This window comes from Shewanella saliphila, from assembly GCF_014648295.1.
GTDB lineage: Bacteria > Pseudomonadota > Gammaproteobacteria > Enterobacterales > Shewanellaceae > Shewanella > Shewanella saliphila.
On record NZ_BMQV01000042.1, the window covers coordinates 1 to 19,931 of the forward strand.

The following is a 19,931-nucleotide window of genomic DNA, read 5'->3' on the forward strand; positions in this document are numbered from 1 at the left end:
AAACGGAAAGCGATTAATCCTACCGAAAAAAAGAAAGCGGAAACCATTTCCAAGACAAGTGCTATATAAAGCACCACGCTACCCCCATAAGAAAAGAGCCGCTCACTGTTAAGCGAGCGGCATTAGGCGCAGAGGGCTGGCCTTCAGTACGAGTAAAGATTTGCTGACCATTAAGTTGCTCAAACTGTCCGTGTTGTTGCCATTCATCCAATGAAATCATAATGGTTTGCCCTTTTATTCCTTAATATATTCAGCGGCCAGGTTTATAGCGCTGGCTTTTGCTCATCAGCACAACATTCGTCTTGTAAAAAACCAATGACTGACTGCAAGGTATCATATTCTGCAATACAAAATAGCGTTCTCCCTTCGCGGCGCTGTGTCATTAACCCTGCCGACATTAAGCTAGACACATGGTGTGATAATGTCGACCCAGGAATGTTTAGTTTTTGCTGTAAACCACCCACAGCAATACCTTGATAGCCCGCACGTACAACCGCACGGTAAATCATCAATCTTGTAGGATGACCTAATTCTTTCAATGCTTTAGCAATAAAATCGATATCCATAACGACACCTTTATAAAATTTATATTTCGATAATACTAGAAATAACTTGCTCTCGCTATCATTGAACTATATATTTCGATTATTCCAGAAATATAGTTTTACAAATTTAGGCCATTATTATGCTGCAAGAAACCTTAAATATGTTTGTGTTTTTAACCGTAGAATTAACCACGTTATTTTTACTGATCAGCTATTTAGTCGGGGTTCTGCAAACTTATATTCCGCCGCATAAAATCCAAGCCATTTTGAGCGACAAACACGGAAAAGGCTATGTTATTGCAGGATTTTTAGGGGCCATAACCCCCTTTTGCTCTTGTTCAACTATCCCATTTTTAAAAGGCTTATTAAGAGCCAAAGCCGGGTTTGGCACCATGATGGTATTTTTGTTTGCCAGCCCTTTGCTTAACCCCATCATTATTGGTTTATTTGCGGTGACATTTGGACTTAAGGTGACCTTATTTTATTTTGTCATCGCCATGGGGGTCTCGGTTATTGCAGGCATCAGCTTAGAAAAGCTTGGTTTTGAAAAGTACATTAAACCAGAAGCCTACTTAGCCCCTGCCGCAAAAGGGTGTCAATCCACTTGTGGGGGTAAATCTGAACCCATCAATAAATGGAAAGCCATTTGGCTAAGTACCTGGAGCGACTTTAAAAAAGTCTTACCGTATTTAATTGGCGGTATTGCAATAGGCTCATTAATTTATGGTTTTATGCCAACCGAGTTAGTGGCTAAATATGCCAATAGTGATAATCCATTTGCGATACCTGTGGCTGCAGTGATTGGTATTCCGCTATACATCCGTGCAGAAGCGGTTATTCCGTTAAGTGCTGCATTAGCGGCAAAAGGTATGGGGCTGGGTGCGGTTATGGCACTGATTATTGGCAGCGCGGGCGCCAGTTTAACGGAGGTAATTTTACTTAAAGCCATTTTTAAAAATGCTTTAGTTATCGTATTTCTGGCAGTTATTTTGTCTATGGCAGTGTTGGCTGGTTACCTATATCAATTTTTGTTTTAATTTGTAACCTAGCGCTCAAAACGAATATAAGTAACACATAATACAGCCCTTGAATGTAGTATTTTTAAACATGAGAAGTATACTGGCAATTATTCAATCATGCCTACGGTATACATGTTCATGCACGAACAAGAAGACCCACAAATATTAAATGACCAAATAAATTTATTATACCGTAGTGCGATCCCTGGTATTACCGCTACTGTAATAGCATCTGCGGGTTTGGCTTTTGGGTTTAAAAGTCAAACTGCATCGGATGATAAATTATTGTGGTGGTTGTGCTTATCAGTATTAATGGCCTTTCGTTCATTCGATACATTTTTGTGGTTAAAACGCGTCAGCAAAGGCATCCTGGGGTCGAAAAATGACTTATACCGCTATAGTACTGGAGCGATCTTAACTGCATTTTTTTGGACCTTTTTTTGCCTGTTTTTTTATAATAGGCTCGGAATTAATGAATTATTTTCTGCTTTAGTGATTGTGTCAGCAATGGCTGGAGGGGCTTCAACGATACTGTCTGGCAATAAACTGGTATCACAAATATACATGTTATTATTGTTAGTTCCCTTTTCAATTCAAATGATTATCGGTGGTAATCCAGCACATCAAATGCTGGGATATTTAGGGCTAGCCTATGCTTTTGTTATGTTCTCTATCGCCAAAACTGCGGCCGACTTTACTAAGCATTCTATTATGTTACGTACTGAACACAGTTCACTTTTAAAAAATATGGAACAACAGGTCGAAAAGAGAACACAAGAAGTCATCGAACTAAGCCAGCATGATCCTCTCACCCATTTATTGAATCGCCGCGCATTTATCAAAACGGCTAATCAACAACTTTCACTTATGGAGCCAAAAGCTAGCTATGCTATTTTCTTTATAGATTTAGATAAGTTTAAGCAAGCCAATGATAACTTTGGCCATAAAGTTGGCGATGAGGTACTCTGCGAAGTAGCAAAACGAATTAAACAAGCCTGTCAATATGATGAAATTATCTGTCGCTGGGGCGGTGATGAATTTATAATATTGGCGCATAAAACATCGCACTATCGCTTTGCTGAATTGGCTGTCACGCTAAAAAGATATATCAACCTACCCATTGTAACCTCGCAACACGTCATAAATATGGACTGCTCTATCGGAATAGCGACATATCCCGAACACGGCCAATCTCTTTCAGATTTAATTAGTTTGGCCGACTTGTCGATGTACAGTCGTAAAGGTGGCGATAATAGTGATTATGTAATGTTTAGCGGTGAATTAAAGCAAAAAATTAAATATGACATGCATTTAAGCAAAGGGATTGCCCAAGCCGTAGCAGAAAAGCAATTGCACCTTGTTTATCAACCCATTATAGAATCAACAACCGGTGACATAGCGACTGTTGAAGCATTATTAAGATGGGATTTTGAGGGCGCATTGATTTCACCCGAAGTGTTTATCCCTCTGGCAGAAAAAAATGGTGCGATTAAAGAAATTGGCTATTGGGTAATAGAAGAGTCGATGCGGCGCTTAACGGCATTACACAAAATAAATCCAAGATTGCAAATAGCCATTAACGTGTCGATTATTCAATTTGAAGACGTCGATTTTGTTAATAAAGTCTACCATATTGTCCGATTACACAATGTTGCTCCGAGCAATGTCCATATTGAAATCACGGAATCCGTATTTTCAAATGATAAACTGAATCTAATTAATATGGTCAGAGAGTTACAAGTTTTAGGCTTTCAGATTTCGATTGATGATTTTGGTACTGGTTACTCATCATTGTCGGTAATTCAAGACCTAGATATCAATTTTGTCAAAATTGATCGTTCATTCATCACTAATTTGCATCTAAATGGCATTGATATTGTTAAGGCCGTTATGGTGATGTCTCATGGGCTTGGTTACCGTGTTATTGCTGAAGGCGTAGAAGATCAACAACAAGCTAATGCCTTAACTGCGTTGGGGATCCATTACTTACAAGGTTATTTATTTGATAAGCCACTAGAGTTTGAAATTTTAGAAATAAAGTTACAACGTCACTCTGGTAATCAACTCACCTCTGTTTTATTTAATCCCGTGAGTTCTTAACCACATCACGTTCGTTGAAAATGTATACCTTGTCAGCTGGAACCCCTAACAATCTGATTTATTAAGCTAATCAATAAATGTATGGCAGTGGTATTATAACGTTGAAGTGATGACTGTAGTGGAGAAAACCTGTGTTAACCGACCCAATATTTTGGCTTGTCGCCATACCTGCAGTGCTCATTACCGGCATTTCTAAATCAGGCTTTGCTGGCGGCGCAGGAGGGTTAACAGTGCCGTTATTAGCTCTTGCCATCAGCCCTGCTGCGGCTGCGGCGGTGATGTTACCCTTGCTTGTATACATGGACTTTTTAAGTGTCCGCTCGTGGTGGAATAAACAAAGCAATCAGCAATTATTGATTTTACTGCCCGCGGCCATTGTCGGTATTGCGGTGGCTTATTTATTGTTTGATCAACTTAATGAGCAGTACCTTCGCGGACTTTTGGGCATTATTTCATTAGGCTTTGGCATATATGGATTAACATTTGGTGAGTGGTCGCAGCGTAAACCGTCAGCCTTCATTGGCCGAATATGCGGCACGCTTGCAGGGTTTACCAGCTTTGTTGCCCATGCCGGGGGGCCACCACTCAATGCTTACTTAATCCCGCTACGCTTACCCAAAACTCAATATCTTGGTACTGCTGTGATGTTTTTTGCCGTAGTCAATGCAGTCAAGCTCATCCCTTATGCCATGCTAGGGCAAATCAATTTGAGCAATTTAACGGTGTCGGTAATGCTTGCGCCTATTGCTTGGATGGGGGTAAAACTAGGTTTGCGTATTCAAGATAAATTTAGTGAAAAACACTTTAAGCAAGTTATATTAAGTTTGATGATAGTTGTGGGTCTGCGCTTATTATGGAGCGCGTTGTTGCAGTCGTAAAAAGGGACATGTCATGAACACAAATGAACGATTTTTTTATGAACCTCGTAAAGGCCATGGTTTACCGCATAATCCATTAAATGCGATTATTGGCCCACGCCCTATTGGCTGGATTTCAACGCGTAATGCCCAGGGGCAGCGAAACTTAGCCCCTTATAGCTTTTTTAACTGCTTTAACTATGACCCTCCGCTCATTGGTTTTGCCAGTACTGCCTGGAAAGACAGTGTGGCCAATATTGTTGAAACAGGCGAGTTTGTGTGGAACTTAACCACTCGCACTTTAGCCGAGCAAATGAACCTAACCTCAGCGGCGTTGCCTCGCGGTACTGACGAGTTTGAATTTGCAGGGTTAACACCCGTAGCCGGTAATATTGTCGCGGCAGATAGAGTCGCCGAAAGCCCAGTCAACTTTGAATGTAAATTAACCCAATATATTCAACTCACTGCAGCTAATGGCGACAAAATTGATACCTGGTTAGTGCTGGGTGAAGTGGTTGCAGTACACATTGAAAAGCACTTACTCAGTGCTGAAGGCATTTACCAAACAGCCTTAGCAGAACCTGTGTTACGCGCTGGCGGACCATCGGCTTATTACGGGATTTCAGACGAGCAACGTTTCGACTTACATCGCCCTACTCTATAAGCGTGAAACAATTAAGGCTACCTGTTGGTAGCCTTAATTTTTAGAGTACTGCGAGCCGATAATTAAAACTGGTAATGTAAACCCAATGCTAATTGTTCAATTTCAGTATCAATATCATCAATATAGCCATATTCATCGATATCAAGATCGCCTTTGCTCATATCGTAACTTAACCGAAGATTAAGGTTTTCAGTTATTGCGGCGTTTAAGCCGATACCATAGGTAAAACCGAAGCCCGAAGCGGTAAAGTCTTCACCGTAACCATCAACAACAACCGCCATTGATGCCACACCCACTTTAGCAAAAACCGAAAGCGTTTCATTAAAACGTGCAGTGAATGTTGGGGTAAAGGTGAGTGCACCAGCAACCACATCAAGGCCGTCTTCACCGACATCTGCAGCAAAAAAGTTACTTTCTAAACCAAACCAATCGTTAAACTGATAACCACCGTATATCCCAAAACCTGTCGCATCGGCTGAGCCACTAGCATCACCAGAACCGAGCTCTGTTTTATTGATTGCACCACCAATATAAAAACCGTTGTTATCTGATGTTGATGAATGTGTATCCGTGTTGGCAAAGGCTGGAGCGGCTAAAACAGCGCACAAGGTTGTGGCTAAAAGAGAGATTTTGTACATCATTGTTCCTTAATGATATTGATAAAAAGCGCGAGCATCATACTACAAAGGAAACAAACGTAAATAGTTAATATGACTATTTTTATTGCGATGAAATAAGATTAACACATCGATTTATCCACTCGATAAAATCTGCTGAGATGAGCCAAAGACAGACAGCAAAAAGCCCAAGTGATCGCCTAAATCAGGCTGCCACTTGGGCTATTTTAGTCAATAAAAGCTAACTTAAAGGCTAACGCCTAATGCTTTTACTGTTTCGATATTGATGTACTTGTCGGTAGGTAAGTCATTATCTTTTTGGAACGCGTTGACCGCTTTAATGGTATCAACACCCACTACGCCATCAATCTTGCCAGGGTTATAGCCTTTAGTTGCTAATGCCTGTTGTAGATCGGTAATGGTTGAGCGTGTCATGTTGGTTTCACATAAAATTGGACGCCATTCCATGAAGCCATCTTTATCAATACGGCTCAGTGACACGGTTTCAAATTCAGCTGGGATTTCTGTGCGCAACTCTTTGGTTGCAGAAACCAACTTAGTCACGTTCATCGTTTCATACTTAGCTTCAATGTCGACACGCTGAGTCGTTGCTGGGCTGACTACAACACGACGACTGACGGTTTCATATTCCGCTGGCGTGGCAGTTAAACAAATCTTATTACCAGTACGCGTCGCTTTTGGATGCTCGTCGTTATGCACTTCATGCCATACAAACTCAACGTCAGCGACTTTTTGAGTCACTTGTACATCTTTGTACTTAGCCGGTACTTGAGTACGAACTTCTTTGGCTTCGCTCACTAACTCTTGTACACGTACTGTTTCGTATTCTTCAGGAACATCTACAGTGCGAGTGGTAGCCGGTGACACTAATACGCGCTTAGTGAGCGTTTTATAAGTGGCAGGGACTTCAACTAAACACATGATTTCGCCTGTGGCTTCATCAATCTTTTGAATTGGACCTACGCCCTTTTTCCAAATGGTGTGAGCCGGTACGTCGACAACTTCTTCGGTCACCGTTTCATATTGCGCAGCGACTTGCTCCATACGGGTGCTGGCTTCTTTAACCAAAATACGCTTTTCTACCCAGCGAAATTCAGCTGGGATAGTTTCAACAACTTCATAAGCTTCAGCAACTAATACAGACTCACCCTTTTGCTCGTAACGTGCTGGCATATAATGTTCGTGGAAACACATACCGGCTGTGGCATTATTAAGGTTAATACCATGATCGCTAGCGGCTTTTAATAACTCTGCACTGGCTGGCGCACTGCCTTTACGTAAGTCAACTAACCACTGTTCACCTGCTGCACGAACTAATTTTTGCTCGGTAACTACGTCATAAGTTGCGGGTACAGCAACCATTTTGTAACTTGCAGGTTGCACCTCAATGGTCTCAGTAACTTGTTGATATTGTGCTGGCACAATATCAACCTTTTCACTGGCTTCTTTTACCATCACGGTTTCGGTGTAGTTTTGGTAAGTTGGCTCAACCCATACACGTGCATAACATTCACCAGGTGTCGCATTAGGTGGTAACAACTCACCCTCTGGGCTGGTTTTAACCGTTAATGCATCTTGTGCCTGCGCTTCACGCTTTGCGACGGCTTTCTCTCTTTCTAGCAAGGCAGTGTTTCGTTGCTCTAACTCTTCTGCGTTATATACAGATACATTGGCTGGTTGAGATAAATTACTACATGCAGTCAATAATAACGCAGCAGAAAGTGTGCTCAGTTTGAAAATGGTTGTCCTTGCAGTGGCCATGATTACTCCTGGGTTGTTTAGGCAGTCTCGACAATAAATGTAACAATATGTAAACATTTGTTACATTTTGCGCACAGGATAGCGTCAAATTACTGACTATACAACCTTGCTCACAAAAAACACCCAAGATTAACATAAACAATAACTTGTAATGACGTGAAGCTTTAAGGGGCATTTTTTTGTCATTATTTACAAACAATTGTTTATAAATTAAAACAAAACTGTGTTAACAAAATGTTTTAAAACAAACGTTAGGCTGAGTATTAAAACATCATGGTTTAATTTGGATTTAGATTATTTTTAAGCGTTTTTGATTCACCAAAACCCATACAGAAAGAATTATTAAATTTTTATAATGTGAGAGAATTGGCCTCTCGAAAGCCGCTTAGCAATAGCGTTTATAAGTAAGGAATGAGTTTGAAAATTGCAGACAAGGTTTTACAGCGCATAAGCTTGGCGATTGGTGCCAGCCATATAAGTCAAATTGAACTGATACAACCTCTTTGGGGGGATTACGGTTATTTATTTCGGGCTTATGTCAGTGGTATGCCTTTCCCATCTGTGATTGTTAAATACATCAATTTACCACAACCTTCATCTCACCCTCGCGGTTGGAATACTTTGCTGTCGCATCAACGTAAATTGCACTCTTACCTCGTTGAAGTAAATTGGTATCAACACTATGCCAATAAACATACGCAGCCATTAACCCCTTTGCCCAAGTGTTTATATGTAGAACAACACAGCGATGAAACCTTATTAGTACTGCAAGATTTACACACAATTGGCTTTACCCAGGTCAAAACGACAGCCACCCCATCCCAAATAAAAGCCTGTTTATCTTGGTTAGCAAATTTTCATGCTCAATACATGCAAGTTACCCCAGAAGGGCTTTGGCCTGTGGGTACATATTGGCATTTAGACACAAGACCAGACGAATTCGCGGCGTTAACTGATGGCCCATTAAAATCGGCAGCCAAACTGATTGACCAAACGTTAACGCAATGCCCATTTCAAACCCTGGTACATGGGGATGCTAAGTTAGCCAATTTTTGCTTCAGTGCAGACGATCGCGTTGCTGCTGTCGATTTTCAATATGTTGGCCAGGGCTGCGGTATGAAAGATGTCATTATGCTGCTCAGTAGCACACTGAATTTTAATGAGTCAGAGGACACCATTAATGATTATCTCGAGCATTATTTTACTGCGTTAACACAAGGACTTGTTAAGTTTAACCCACACATCAACTCGCAAGCGCTTGAGCAAGCTTGGCGGCCTTTATATTGTGTTGCGTGGGCTGATTTTCAACGTTTTGTGAAAGGTTGGAGTGTTGAACACGTTAAAATAAATGCTTATACCGAAGCGCTCACCACTCAAGCCATTAAACAACTTACCACGCCTCACTCTGGTCAGTAATTAAGCAGTTAATCATTGATCGCCTGCGGTCATTGGCTAAGGTGATTGTTGACGACTACAGTTTATAACTATCTAACTATCGATTAAAACAGCCTGTGTATTGGCTGCCAGCAAACTATCTCGTCTGAACATGCCGTGCTCTCATAGTGATAAGTACCAATAAACCATTATCGATAATGCACGGCGACCAAACTAGGCGCTAGGAAAGTATTTATGGAAAGCCCATTTACCTATATTTTAATCACCTTGTTTTTTTCGAGTATTTTACTGTCGATTATTTTTTTCATGACCTGGCAAACCATGGGCAGGCAAAAGTATGCCTTGATGTTTTCATTGTCTTTTTTAGCCTCTACGGCCCTTTGGGCCAACACCATATTTAAAAGCCTATTTCTGTCGCACAATTTGTATTGGATGATGGGTTGTACCCTGTCGATGCTGTCTGTCGTGCTGGGTACCAAGGGGCATTGTTTACGCACTAAAACGCCTATTCCCACTTCAGCCTTATTGAGTTTGGGAGGGGTGGGTGTCGCGCTAACCTTTTACTTTACCTATATTGATCCCTTCATTGGCATGCAGATGTCACTGTATTTGTTTGTTGATGTGATATTTCTACTCATTACCAGTGTCGTCATCATTAGACATCGTACAAAATCTCGCCCGGCTGAAATCGGCACTTCGGTGATGCATTTTGTGTTTGCGATAAGTTTGTTTATTGCTGCCAGTATTGCCTTATCGCAAGGACGCAATATGGATGTTGAACTCATAAAACTATATTCGATTGTTAATTTTACCGCCTTGCCTGCGGCGTATGTGGGCATGTCAGTATTTGTGATTTATATGTTGGCTTCTGATTTAGCTGAAGAAATGAAATTACTCGCCATGACAGATGTACTCACTAACTGCTTAAATCGTCGTGGTTTTTATATCCAAGCAAAACAGAAAATGCACGAGTTACAAAAACAAGGCCAACATGTTTGTTTGATATATTGGGATATCGATAAATTTAAAACCATTAACGACCAATTTGGCCATGCCGGTGGCGACCAAGTATTAATGTCTATCAGCCAGTTAATTAAACAGAATATTAAAAAAGACGATTTAATGGCGCGGGTGGGAGGTGAAGAGTTTGTGATTTTAATCGGCCGCACATGCTGCGACGATGCGACAGATGTCGCTGAGCGATTACGCATTATGATCCAAAACACTCCCATACACTTTGATGAACAACGCATTCAGATTTCGGCAAGTTTTGGTGTGGTAGAACTAGGTGAAAAAGACATTTCAATTGAACAGGCGATTAACCTTGCCGACAAAGCTCTTTATAAAGCCAAAAGCAGTGGCAGAAATAAAGTGGTGTTTAGCTAAGTTAACTCGCCCGAATTAGGGTTAAATTATTTTAGTGCAACAAGCTATTTTTCAACGTCTATTCTGACGTTATCGCTCAACGATTCTAACTGCGACAATAGCAACTCCATGGTGACATTTTCAGGTAATCGCAACGTCAACTTGGCGCTGTAAACTGTTTTACCTAAACTGGTCACTTGCACCCGGTAGCATTCTTGATGATCAACACTAATTTCAAGGTCGTTCAAAATAGCATTCATATCGTGGGTCAACCCTGAACGGTCGTTGCAATCTAATGTAAGCTTACACTCTGTCGAAAAGTGAATGGCTTGCTGCTCATACTCTGCATACACAAAAGTCAGCGCGGCAAATTGTTGCTCTAAAGCTTGCTTTAATGCTTGCTCTTTATCTCGATCGATCATCACACGCATCATAGCCACAAATTGGCCATCGAGCTTAATCACTTTACTGGTTTCCCAACTGGCCCCCATTTCGCGACTCACCTGGGCTAATGATTGCAGTAAATTAGGTTTTAGTGTGCCCAAAACTGTCGTAATAAATTTATGTTGCATATAACCTCCGATGATCAAAATTCCCGTATAACGCAGGTTTATTCCATTTTTAGCTCATTGTAAAACCAGACTAACTGGCCCGATAAAATACGTCTGTGCCCTAGAACACAAATGAATAAAATACATACAGCACAAAGCGTAAATCATGATGGAATATTTAAATAAGGCAGTAAGTTTGATGACAAAATAAAACAGCTTGAATGTATGCGGTTTGCCGTTAAAGCGATTAAATTAACCAGAGCTAGGGATAAAGAATGAACTTATGCTATTTAAAATCAACATGTTACCCCTTCTCACTTTCAAGCTTGTCATTTGTTCTGCTAACAAGGCGAATTGACGCGTCAATAGCTAGCCTATTGTAAGTCGATTCAACGCAGTTAGCAGGGCAAAGGGCTGTTTGAAAGGCGTTTATTATCTCGAGCTCAGGTTAAATTACACAAAAAAATACACTAATGACGCTTTTTGCAAGCGGCTGCAAACTTACTCTTTTAATGCCACTCGTGTCACAAATTGTCCATCATACCGCTAAGTATAGTCTCGCTAACTGAGGGTGACCTGCTGGGGTTTATGAAAAAGATCACATCAATGCATGCCAGTTGAGCCATGTCACATACTCATAGTTAGTCTTTGTATCTATATGAATTTTAATAACTTATTAACACTGATACTCATCTCAAAATCAGCACCTCAAAAAAATCAACACTAAGCCATTGTTTTAAAATGATAATATTCGACTTTTTTGTTTTTGCCCATATACCCATTACGGCTTATTGCTACCCGGGTGGGGTTTCTCTAAAATGCGCGCCTTACCCAATAGGGGTACCGATTAACTTTCAGTTGTTGAACTTTTCCATAAGGGATCACGATGTCTACAAAATTTGCGAATCCAGCTCCATTAGGGCTAATGGGCTTTGGCATGACCACCATACTGCTTAATATTCACAATGCTGGCTACTTTCCAATTGATTCGATGATCCTTGCAATGGGGATTTTTTACGGTGGTATTGGCCAGGTTATCGTGGGCATGATGTGCTTTATGCGCGGTGATACTTTTGGTACTACCGCATTTACCTCATACGGCTTATTTTGGTTAACCTTAGTTGGGCTAATTTTGATGCCAAACATGGGCGTTGCAGCAAGCCCTGCACACTTTATGGGCTGGTATTTAACATTATGGGGCACATTTACCGCCTTTATGTTTGTGGGCTCGTTACGCTACCCACGCGCTAAACAATTTGTCTTTGCCTCATTAACCGTATTATTTTTCTTATTGGCTGTACGCGATTTTACTGGCAATGAATTAATCGGCACGATTGCCGGTTTTGAAGGCATTATTTGTGGTGCTAGTGCAATTTACTTCGCCATGGCACAGGTGCTTAACGTTGAATATGGCCGCACTATTTTACCCGTAGGTGAGTTAACTAAAGTTAACGCTGATGTTAAGCCACTGCAGGTTGAAGCTGAGCCAGTGACACTGCACTCAGTTAACGCATAAGCATTGGCAACATTAATCATCACTTTGTCATAAGCTAAATTTAAGTCACAAAAAGGCCGATGCATAAATTGCATCGGCCTTTTTGTTTTATTATTGATTGACTAAACGGCAGCCACAAACAGTATTACTGGGCTGAAATAATACTACTGCATAGTCTTTGGTTTCATCACGCTCAAGCACCTGGACACTTAACGAGTGCATACCACTTTGATTAAGATTAAGGCCACTAATATAAGATAAATATTCATAGTGTGCTGGTGTACTTTGGCCATTTTTACCAGTGTATTCTTGTTTTGTCGTCACTGAAACATCAAACATTTGCCGCTCTGTATCGACTTTATTAACCTTACCCGCCATCGCTAAAGTACCCACCGAGTTGCCCTCTAGGTCATAATACCGATAATTAATTTGGGCTAAACCATCTTTAGATACAAGATCGACCAGCAGATAGTGATCACTTTCTGAGCCAGTCGCACCATGATTAAACAATTCAGAACTGCAACTTAACATAAAGTTAGTCGGCTTGGAGGTGAGCGAGTAAATCGTACCCACACTACCTAATAGGCATAAAAGAATCACAATATTGATGACCCATAACCCTTTTCTCGTCATGCTTAGCCTCCTTGCAGCTGATTAGATGGCGCGACACGACCATTTGAGGTACTACAAATATTCAATTGTGCTAACCACTGTGGGGTCAAAAATTGCTTGGGTTGACGCAAATCGCTTATTTTTAAATTACGGATAAGAGACTGACCAAAATGATCGCCCCTCAGGGTAATATTAAGCACTTGCTTGTCATGCGATAACGATAAAAATACTCTGCTCCATATTGTTACCGTACACTGTTGTAAGCTTTGCACTAACTGCTGCGCTTGAGCTATGAGCAATTCATTATTGGTGTTTGAAAGCGAGTATAAAATCACATCCACTTGCTGTTCAGATTTAAGGGTAACCGTCTCCACACTCAATGGAAGTACAGGGTTAACGGTATGGCGTTGTTGGTTAAACCACCATAGGCCCGCTAACAGCAGTGCGACCAATACAATGACCATTAGTAATACCTGTTGCAGCCGTATAAACGGGGCCGACCATGTACTAGTGGTTTCTTTACGCGCACGATGAGCCCTGAGCATATAGCCCTGCCCTTTAACGGTTTCAATTAGGCTTTCATATTGCGGCCCAAGAAATGAGCGCAAGGTAAAAATAGCTCTTGCTACCGAGGCAGAACTTAAATGAGAATCGTCTTCGTGGCCTGACTCCAGCAAGGACTTGGCAACAACGTTACCTTGATACTCCACCAACAAACTCAGCACGTGCAACTCGGCGCGAGGTAAATGCCAAACAACGTCTGTGTCCTGGTTAATCAAATCTCCCTTGCCGATATCAAACCTACAATGGCCTAATAGCATTTTTTGACCGCCTCAATATATGACTCAAATTACGACTGTTAAAGTGTATGCAAAAAATCTGATGAATTCTGTGATCCTGTTATCTAAGCGCTTTATTCCTTAACAAAAGTAAGCGTTTAATTTTACAATCTTATAGATGCGTGAGAATGATCACACCATTTCATGATTTTAAAGTTGCGGTATTCGGCAATAAATATGCATAAATGCCATAAATAAGGTGACTTAAATCACGTTACAGCGTCATTTTATGCAAATGAACTCTCAATAAATCGATTTCAATAATGCTAAAACTGCAATTTTCAATCGAGTATTTTTATCTGCTTTGAATCACATCATTAATAACTCCATCGCTTATCGTTATACCCAACAAGTTGCCAAGCATAGTTTGCTAACAACACCAAACTCCCAACATTAATGATTGGGATTGATAAAAAAACGATGAGTAAAAGGGTGATTATTATGAGCATAAACAGACGTCAAGCTTTGACACAAATTATTGGTATAAGCACCGCCGCTGCTGGGGCGACTTTAATGGGCACGTCGGCTTTTGCAGCGACAGACACTGACGGAAATTACCGTTTAGAGTTAGGGGAAAAACTAAAATACGCACCACTCGATGCTATGGCAACCGCCAAACTCGCTTATGAAACTGGTGGTGGCTGTATGCACCAGGTATTCCACGCCATTATTACTATGCTTGCGGCATCTGACAGTGCTGACGCGTCTAAATTTGCCACTATCCCTACTGCATTAGCGGGTTATGGTTGGGCAGGTGTTGTGGGTCAAGGTACTCTTTGCGGTAACTTAAATGCTTCTGGCATGTTGATTAATATTCTTGATGATATTAACGGTCAAAACAGCTCAATTATTGGCGCATCGTTCCGTTACTATGAAACGACGGATCTTCCATTGTCTTCAGATGAATTTGTTGCTGGTATTGGTTCAACAGAAGCAAAATCACTTGAAGTAGGCGCAACCTCAATTGCCAATAGCCCATTGTGCCACTCTTCTATCAGTAACTGGTCAGCCGCATCAGGCAAAGAGTTTGCGTTGAAAGGTGAACGCTGCAAACGTCTGTCAGCTAGTATGGCTTACTACATTGTTGAGTTACTTAACCGCGCTTATGCTGGTGAAGATATTTCACTATTAGAAATCGCAACACCATCAACTGAAGCGCAAGCATGTCAGTCTTGTCATGGCGTAAGTTCAACTATGGGCTCTGCTGCCAGCGTTAAAACCGATATGGAATGTACCACTTGCCATACAGGACATTTCAATTAAGGAGCGCATTATGAAGATCAAATATCTTAGCGCCATTTTAGCCAGTAGTTTGCTAATTTTTGGTTGTGGTAGCGACAACGATGATGAAGATACCATTGTTGATGATACACCGGTTGTGGTTGTGCCACCTGTGGTAGTCGATCCTGTGAGTGAAGCCGTTGATGTTAATGAAGCAACTGATATCTCAATGCAACTTGACTCATTTGATGCGGCAACAGGGGCATTAACATTCACTTTAAGCAATGCTGATGGTAAAGCCATTACCAATGCTAGCGAGTATGAGATTGTGTATTTTGGGTTTCCTGACCCAGCGTCACCGTCAACCAAGGCAAAAGCATGGAAACGTTGGCATGTATCTCAAAGCTTTGGCTGTGATCAAACCGATGCTGAAAATTGTGCGGGCTTATTAGAAGAAACCGATACCGAAGGTCAATATACCTTTAATGCTATTGATTTAGACCTAGAAAGCAAAGCCGCTGCAGGCGCTGTTGAAGTGTTCAAAGTGGCAGTACAAATTCATGGTTCAAATGTCAGTAATGAAATCACCCTGATTGCTGCCGATGAATGATGACTTCCCCCACCCTAGTAAGGGTTATAGCTAGTTCCCCCTTTACTAGGTAATGGCCTCAAGCCGCAGGGTCGATGCTGCGGCTTCTTTTTTAAAATATAATACTAATCCCAAAAAAGGGCCTCATCATTGAGGCCCTTTTCTATATATACCCAATCAACTTGAAGATACGTGTTTCAGAGCTTCACCGTGTTTTCAATACTAGGCGCGTTAATGCGGTAATGTAGGTACCTTATAAATTAACGCAACAACGTAGTGGGAACACGGTGAAACTCCCAAAGGGCAAGTTTTACACGCGTTTATGCTGTGTTATTGATTTTGGAAAGGGAACACCATTACCCGCAATCAATGCCTTGCCTAAACGCGTGTAAATTCTTGCTGAAATCGAGCATCTTCAGGTTGTTTGGGTATACATCTAAAATACTAACGCAGTTGCTGCATTAAATACGCGTACACCATTGAGATAAGCTCAGCGGCTTGGGTATTGTCAGCAGCACCGGCATGGCCTCCTTCAATGTTTTCGTAGTACAACACATCAATCCCCATGTCTTCCATTTTGGCGACCATTTTACGTGCATGAGCAGGGTGAACGCGGTCGTCACGGGTTGAAGTAGTAAAAAACACTTTAGGGTATTTAACACCTTGTTTTAAATTATGGTATGGCGAGTAAGTTTTAATGTATTGCCACTCCTCAGCAACATCAGGATTACCGTATTCGCCCATCCAACTGGCACCTGCCAACAGCTTGTTATAACGCTTCATGTCGAGCAATGGCACCTGACATACCACAGCATTATATAAATCAGGACGACGCGTAAACGCGGCCCCCATTAACAAACCACCGTTACTGCCGCCTTGAATACCTAAATGCTGGCTTGTGGTGATTTTTCGGGCAATTAAGTCTTCGGCAATGGCTTCAAAATCTTCAAATGCTTTATGACGATTCTCTTTTAACGCCGCCTGATGCCAGGCTGGGCCGTACTCGCCACCGCCACGAATGTTGGCTAATACATACACGCCGCCCTGTTCGAGCCAGTTTTTACCCACAGTGGCCGAGTATGACGGTAAACGCGACACTTCAAAACCACCATAGGCATAAAGTAGCGTAGGGTTACTGCCATCTAACTTTATATCTTTGGCCATGACCACAAAGTAAGGCACTTTGGTGCCGTCTTTCGACTGAGCAAAAAATTGTTTGGTTGTAAATTTATCAGCAGCAAACTGTTGTGGCATGCCTTTGACTTTGTCGGCTTTTAGCGTGGCACCATTAACACGATACAAGGTTGATGGTTCTAAAAAGCTGGTGTAATCAACAAAAAACTCATCACTGTCGCGCTGAACATCAAACACACTTAAGGTGCCATTGGCGTCAAATGGGGCAGTGTCGCTTTGCCATTGGCCTTTATCGTTTTGGGTATACCGTACGAGCTTGCTTTTAACATCGTCTAGCCAGGTGACAAATACTGCATTTTTACTGAAGTTAATTTGCGAAATAAAAGCTGTGGCAGTAGGCGATACAAATTCATTAAACTCAGGCTTTTGCGCAATCAGTTTGTCTACTGGGGTAAACACAACGGCACCTTGTTTAAAGGTTGCTTTATCGGTGACTAACTCGCTTTTCAGCTCAATGTAGAGCTGGCCTTTAAAGTAGCCTTTAATGTCTGCATCGGCTGGCAAGGGCAGCGCCACCAGCTTGTCGTTTTGATACACGTAATGCTTAGCCGTATAAAAAGTTAAGCTTTCGGTAATAATATTCAGTGGCGTTTTATCATCAAAAATAACGTAACCCGCTGAAGCTACCGATGTTTTATCACCTGTAAAGATGGTCTTCGCTTCAGATAACGGTGTGCCGCGTTTCCATAGTTTCACTACGCTTGGGTAACCCGAATCAGTCATGCTGTTACCGTCGCCAAAATCGGTGCCAATAAAGACCGTATCTTTATCAATCCAACTCACTATCGATTTAGCTTCATCGACCATAAATGGTTTTTGCGCTTTTTCAACAAAACTTTTAGTGGTGAGGTCAAACTCGCGCACCTCAGCGGCATCGGCACCGCCGCGAGATAATGACACTAAGCAGCGTTCATTTTGTGGGTATTGGCAGTTCATGCCTTTATACACCCAGTTAACGCCTTCGGCTTTACCCAGGGCATCAATGTCGAGCACTGTTTCCCATTTAGGGTCCGCTTTTGCGTATTCTTCTATCGTGGTACGACGATAAATACCCCGAGTGTGAGTTTCGTCTTTCCAAAAGTTATAAAAATAGTCACCCGTGCGTCTCGCATAAGGGATCCGCGCTTCGTTGTTAAGAATCTCAAGGCTATTGGCAACTAAGGTATCAAAACCTTTATAGCCTTTAATGTGGGCCGCAGACACATCATTTTGCTGCTTAACCCAGGTCATCGGCTTAGCACCTTCAACGTCTTCTAACCAAATAAACTTGTCTTCTTCTGCTTGGATTTGTGTGGCCATTGTCATTGCACTCGCTACGCATAAAGGTATGATTCTTTTAAGCATTAAAATGTCCTTTTTGTTGTTTGCTTAGGTGTGTTTATTATTGTGTAGTTACTTTATATCAATTAAGCAGATGTTCAATCGCTAAGCTGCTACAAACTGTTACGAGCGGCCCGTTGAATCAAGGTTGCAAAGGCCTATTTCTTTTTTCTTTTAATCATTTACGGCATAGTGATGCATTGCCAATCGGAGCCACCAATGCCAATAACAGACTCGACCACCAGCATTGACACCACTAAACGCCCTTTTTGGTTAAATCCGCAATACGGTTTTTATTTACCCGTCACCCTGATCGCTGGCTTATTATTACTCTTCCCCACGGCCACATTGGCAGTGCTAAGCCAATTTACTCAATTTTTTCTAGACTATTTTGACTCACAATTTATTCAATTTTCGAGCCTATTACTGCTCACCGCAACGGTAATATGCTTTAGCCCCATTGGGCGAATTCGCTTGGGCGGCAGTGAGGCACAAACAGAGTTCAGTTTTATGAGCTGGATGGCAATGCTATTTACAGCGGGCATGGGCTCTGGGCTGATATTTTGGGGCGTGGCAGAACCGGTTTATCACTATGTGAATCCGCCAGCGTTTTTACAACAATCTTTCTCATCTGTGCCGGGCGCACTAGCCATTACCCATTTCCACTGGGGGCTACACGCTTGGGCTATTTATGCCATGGCAGGGCTTGTTATGGCCTGGTTTGCCTACAATAAACAACGCAGCTTACGGGTGAGTGCCAGCTTTAGTGCAGACAAACCTAAATGGTTAAATATGATTGATTTACTGGCGGTGGTAGCCATTATTTTTGGTATTGCGGGTACGTTTGCCAACACCATTGCTTTAATCCAAACCGGTGTTGAACAAGCATTAGGATTAGATATTGGCTCGTTGGCATTTCGAATAGGGATGATCTTAGTCATTGCCGCATTGTTTACCTTATCGTCTCTTGCAGGATTAAATAATGGTATTAAACGCTTAAGCCAATTTAACAGTTTATTTATGGTCGCGATGCTCGTACTGGTTATCGCGCTTGTTGATCCACTAAACACCTTACAATTAACTCTTGAGTCGACTTTACACTACATTAAACTGTTACCTCAGATGTCTTTTGGTGTGGGCGAACCAAAGCAATGGAGCCAAGGTTGGACGGTCATTTATTTAATATGGTGGATTGCATGGGCACCGTTTGTGGGGCCATTTATCGCCAGAATAAGTAAAGGTCGAAGTATTAGGCAATTTTTAAGTTGCACCATCTTATTGCCAACCATAACATCAATTATTTGGTTTTCAGCGTTTGGTGGCAGCGTATTAACTCAGCCTTATGCCAGCACCATTATGGATGCGGTTGACCAACAATACACTTTGGGACTGTTTAGTTTTTTTGAGCAAATGCCGTTGGGGGCGCTATTGTCTGCCGCTGCACTATTGTTGTTGGTGACCTTTTTAATAACCAGTGCTGACTCGTCAATTTATATCGCCAGCTTATTAACCGGTAACGACACGCGCGACGCCAAAATATTGTGGAGCATAATTTTAATCGCCATAACCATTGCACTGGTGAGTATTAACGATGTCGACCTGAACAAACAGGTCGCGATTGTGGGGGCCATTCCCTTTACCTTAGTGCTCAGCTTGCAAGTAATATTTTGGATACGAGATGTATTAAAACACTAGTCTTTACCTATTTTACTGACGAAACAGGTATAATACTCACTCAGTATTAAACTGACCCATTCAAACCAATA

18 protein-coding genes are annotated in these 19,931 nt (G+C 41.7%); 10 read left to right on the forward strand and 8 right to left on the reverse strand.

The window, feature by feature from the left end:
• Positions 1 to 61: 61 nt before the first annotated feature.
• Complete coding sequence (locus tag IEY48_RS16310) at positions 62 to 220, reverse strand: hypothetical protein (RefSeq protein ID WP_188922234.1); 159 nt, start codon at positions 218 to 220, stop codon at positions 62 to 64.
• Between the two features lie 43 nt (positions 221 to 263).
• Positions 264 to 566, reverse strand: a complete 303-nt coding sequence (locus IEY48_RS16315) for an ArsR/SmtB family transcription factor (RefSeq protein ID WP_188922236.1) — start codon at positions 564 to 566, stop codon at positions 264 to 266.
• A 119-nt stretch (positions 567 to 685) separates the two neighbouring features.
• On the opposite strand from IEY48_RS16315, the gene IEY48_RS16320 reads away from it, so the two are divergent.
• From IEY48_RS16320 to IEY48_RS16335, 4 genes are all read left to right on the forward strand, one after another.
• The gene (locus IEY48_RS16320) at positions 686 to 1,582 is read left to right on the forward strand and encodes a permease (RefSeq protein WP_188922238.1); all 897 of its coding nucleotides are present in this window, start codon (positions 686 to 688) and stop codon (positions 1,580 to 1,582) included.
• A 120-nt stretch (positions 1,583 to 1,702) separates the two neighbouring features.
• Entirely contained in the window at positions 1,703 to 3,664 is a 1,962-nt protein-coding gene (locus IEY48_RS16325; RefSeq protein ID WP_188922240.1) for a putative bifunctional diguanylate cyclase/phosphodiesterase, read from the forward strand.
• Between the two features lie 131 nt (positions 3,665 to 3,795).
• The gene (locus IEY48_RS16330) at positions 3,796 to 4,542 is read left to right on the forward strand and encodes a sulfite exporter TauE/SafE family protein (protein ID WP_188922242.1); all 747 of its coding nucleotides are present in this window, start codon (positions 3,796 to 3,798) and stop codon (positions 4,540 to 4,542) included.
• Between the two features lie 13 nt (positions 4,543 to 4,555).
• Complete coding sequence (locus IEY48_RS16335; protein WP_188922244.1) at positions 4,556 to 5,185, forward strand: flavin reductase family protein; 630 nt, start codon at positions 4,556 to 4,558, stop codon at positions 5,183 to 5,185.
• A gap of 62 nt (positions 5,186 to 5,247) precedes the next feature.
• Here IEY48_RS16335 and IEY48_RS16340 read toward each other — a convergent pair whose 3' ends face one another.
• Together IEY48_RS16340 and IEY48_RS16345 are read right to left on the reverse strand one after the other, a co-directional pair.
• Positions 5,248 to 5,826 (reverse strand): porin family protein, encoded by a 579-nt coding sequence (locus IEY48_RS16340; protein WP_308424901.1) that lies wholly within the window; start codon positions 5,824 to 5,826, stop codon positions 5,248 to 5,250.
• 222 nt (positions 5,827 to 6,048) lie between these two features.
• Positions 6,049 to 7,584: a peptidoglycan-binding domain-containing protein gene (locus IEY48_RS16345; protein WP_188922246.1), complete on the reverse strand. Its 1,536-nt coding sequence runs from the start codon at positions 7,582 to 7,584 to the stop codon at positions 6,049 to 6,051.
• A gap of 411 nt (positions 7,585 to 7,995) precedes the next feature.
• On the opposite strand from IEY48_RS16345, the gene IEY48_RS16350 reads away from it, so the two are divergent.
• Together IEY48_RS16350 and IEY48_RS16355 are read left to right on the forward strand one after the other, a co-directional pair.
• On the forward strand, positions 7,996 to 9,000 hold the full coding sequence (locus IEY48_RS16350; protein WP_188922248.1) for a phosphotransferase: 1,005 nt from the start codon (positions 7,996 to 7,998) through the stop codon (positions 8,998 to 9,000).
• A 213-nt stretch (positions 9,001 to 9,213) separates the two neighbouring features.
• A complete protein-coding gene (locus IEY48_RS16355; protein WP_188922250.1) occupies positions 9,214 to 10,365 on the forward strand; it encodes a GGDEF domain-containing protein in 1,152 nt (383 codons plus the stop codon).
• A 44-nt stretch (positions 10,366 to 10,409) separates the two neighbouring features.
• Here the strand turns inward: IEY48_RS16355 and IEY48_RS16360 are convergent, their stop codons facing one another.
• Positions 10,410 to 10,916: an ACT domain-containing protein gene (locus IEY48_RS16360; protein WP_188922252.1), complete on the reverse strand. Its 507-nt coding sequence runs from the start codon at positions 10,914 to 10,916 to the stop codon at positions 10,410 to 10,412.
• Positions 10,917 to 11,781: 865 nt separating this feature from the next.
• On the opposite strand from IEY48_RS16360, the gene IEY48_RS16365 reads away from it, so the two are divergent.
• On the forward strand, positions 11,782 to 12,411 hold the full coding sequence (locus tag IEY48_RS16365) for an acetate uptake transporter (protein WP_188922253.1): 630 nt from the start codon (positions 11,782 to 11,784) through the stop codon (positions 12,409 to 12,411).
• Between the two features lie 90 nt (positions 12,412 to 12,501).
• On the opposite strand, the gene IEY48_RS16370 is transcribed toward IEY48_RS16365, so the two are convergent.
• Together IEY48_RS16370 and IEY48_RS16375 are read right to left on the reverse strand one after the other, a co-directional pair.
• A complete protein-coding gene (locus IEY48_RS16370; protein ID WP_188922255.1) occupies positions 12,502 to 13,023 on the reverse strand; it encodes a hypothetical protein in 522 nt (173 codons plus the stop codon).
• 2 nt (positions 13,024 to 13,025) lie between these two features.
• The gene (locus IEY48_RS16375; RefSeq protein ID WP_188922257.1) at positions 13,026 to 13,823 is read right to left on the reverse strand and encodes a winged helix-turn-helix domain-containing protein; all 798 of its coding nucleotides are present in this window, start codon (positions 13,821 to 13,823) and stop codon (positions 13,026 to 13,028) included.
• Positions 13,824 to 14,282: 459 nt separating this feature from the next.
• Here IEY48_RS16375 and IEY48_RS16380 point away from each other — a divergent pair, with 459 nt between their 5' ends.
• Together IEY48_RS16380 and IEY48_RS16385 are read left to right on the forward strand one after the other, a co-directional pair.
• Complete coding sequence (locus tag IEY48_RS16380) at positions 14,283 to 15,104, forward strand: cytochrome c3 family protein (protein ID WP_188922259.1); 822 nt, start codon at positions 14,283 to 14,285, stop codon at positions 15,102 to 15,104.
• 10 nt (positions 15,105 to 15,114) lie between these two features.
• Positions 15,115 to 15,672, forward strand: coding sequence for a hypothetical protein (locus tag IEY48_RS16385; protein ID WP_188922261.1), 558 nt, complete (start codon positions 15,115 to 15,117; stop codon positions 15,670 to 15,672).
• 423 nt (positions 15,673 to 16,095) lie between these two features.
• Here the strand turns inward: IEY48_RS16385 and IEY48_RS16390 are convergent, their stop codons facing one another.
• Positions 16,096 to 18,189: a prolyl oligopeptidase family serine peptidase gene (locus IEY48_RS16390; RefSeq protein WP_188922263.1), complete on the reverse strand. Its 2,094-nt coding sequence runs from the start codon at positions 18,187 to 18,189 to the stop codon at positions 16,096 to 16,098.
• 195 nt (positions 18,190 to 18,384) lie between these two features.
• Between IEY48_RS16390 and IEY48_RS16395 the strand changes: the two genes are divergently transcribed.
• Positions 18,385 to 19,860 carry a BCCT family transporter gene (locus IEY48_RS16395; RefSeq protein ID WP_188922265.1) on the forward strand — a complete coding sequence of 492 codons (1,476 nt, stop codon included), beginning with the start codon at positions 18,385 to 18,387 and terminating at the stop codon, positions 19,858 to 19,860.
• Positions 19,861 to 19,931 lie beyond the last annotated feature (71 nt).

What these genes read in the sequence shown, in the direction of transcription:
- IEY48_RS16310 (WP_188922234.1), bottom strand. Translation starts at nt 220, where the DNA reads ATGATTTCATTGGATGAATGGCAACAACACGGACAGTTTGAGCAACTT.
- IEY48_RS16315 (WP_188922236.1), bottom strand. Translation starts at nt 566, where the DNA reads ATGGATATCGATTTTATTGCTAAAGCATTGAAAGAATTAGGTCATCCT.
- IEY48_RS16320 (WP_188922238.1), top strand. Translation starts at nt 686, where the DNA reads ATGCTGCAAGAAACCTTAAATATGTTTGTGTTTTTAACCGTAGAATTA.
- IEY48_RS16325 (WP_188922240.1), top strand. Translation starts at nt 1,703, where the DNA reads ATGCACGAACAAGAAGACCCACAAATATTAAATGACCAAATAAATTTA.
- IEY48_RS16335 (WP_188922244.1), top strand. Translation starts at nt 4,556, where the DNA reads ATGAACACAAATGAACGATTTTTTTATGAACCTCGTAAAGGCCATGGT.
- IEY48_RS16340 (WP_308424901.1), bottom strand. Translation starts at nt 5,826, where the DNA reads ATGATGTACAAAATCTCTCTTTTAGCCACAACCTTGTGCGCTGTTTTA.
- IEY48_RS16345 (WP_188922246.1), bottom strand. Translation starts at nt 7,584, where the DNA reads ATGGCCACTGCAAGGACAACCATTTTCAAACTGAGCACACTTTCTGCT.
- IEY48_RS16350 (WP_188922248.1), top strand. Translation starts at nt 7,996, where the DNA reads ATGAGTTTGAAAATTGCAGACAAGGTTTTACAGCGCATAAGCTTGGCG.
- IEY48_RS16355 (WP_188922250.1), top strand. Translation starts at nt 9,214, where the DNA reads ATGGAAAGCCCATTTACCTATATTTTAATCACCTTGTTTTTTTCGAGT.
- IEY48_RS16360 (WP_188922252.1), bottom strand. Translation starts at nt 10,916, where the DNA reads ATGCAACATAAATTTATTACGACAGTTTTGGGCACACTAAAACCTAAT.
- IEY48_RS16365 (WP_188922253.1), top strand. Translation starts at nt 11,782, where the DNA reads ATGTCTACAAAATTTGCGAATCCAGCTCCATTAGGGCTAATGGGCTTT.
- IEY48_RS16370 (WP_188922255.1), bottom strand. Translation starts at nt 13,023, where the DNA reads ATGACGAGAAAAGGGTTATGGGTCATCAATATTGTGATTCTTTTATGC.
- IEY48_RS16375 (WP_188922257.1), bottom strand. Translation starts at nt 13,823, where the DNA reads ATGCTATTAGGCCATTGTAGGTTTGATATCGGCAAGGGAGATTTGATT.
- IEY48_RS16380 (WP_188922259.1), top strand. Translation starts at nt 14,283, where the DNA reads ATGAGCATAAACAGACGTCAAGCTTTGACACAAATTATTGGTATAAGC.
- IEY48_RS16385 (WP_188922261.1), top strand. Translation starts at nt 15,115, where the DNA reads ATGAAGATCAAATATCTTAGCGCCATTTTAGCCAGTAGTTTGCTAATT.
- IEY48_RS16390 (WP_188922263.1), bottom strand. Translation starts at nt 18,189, where the DNA reads ATGCTTAAAAGAATCATACCTTTATGCGTAGCGAGTGCAATGACAATG.
- IEY48_RS16395 (WP_188922265.1), top strand. Translation starts at nt 18,385, where the DNA reads ATGCCAATAACAGACTCGACCACCAGCATTGACACCACTAAACGCCCT.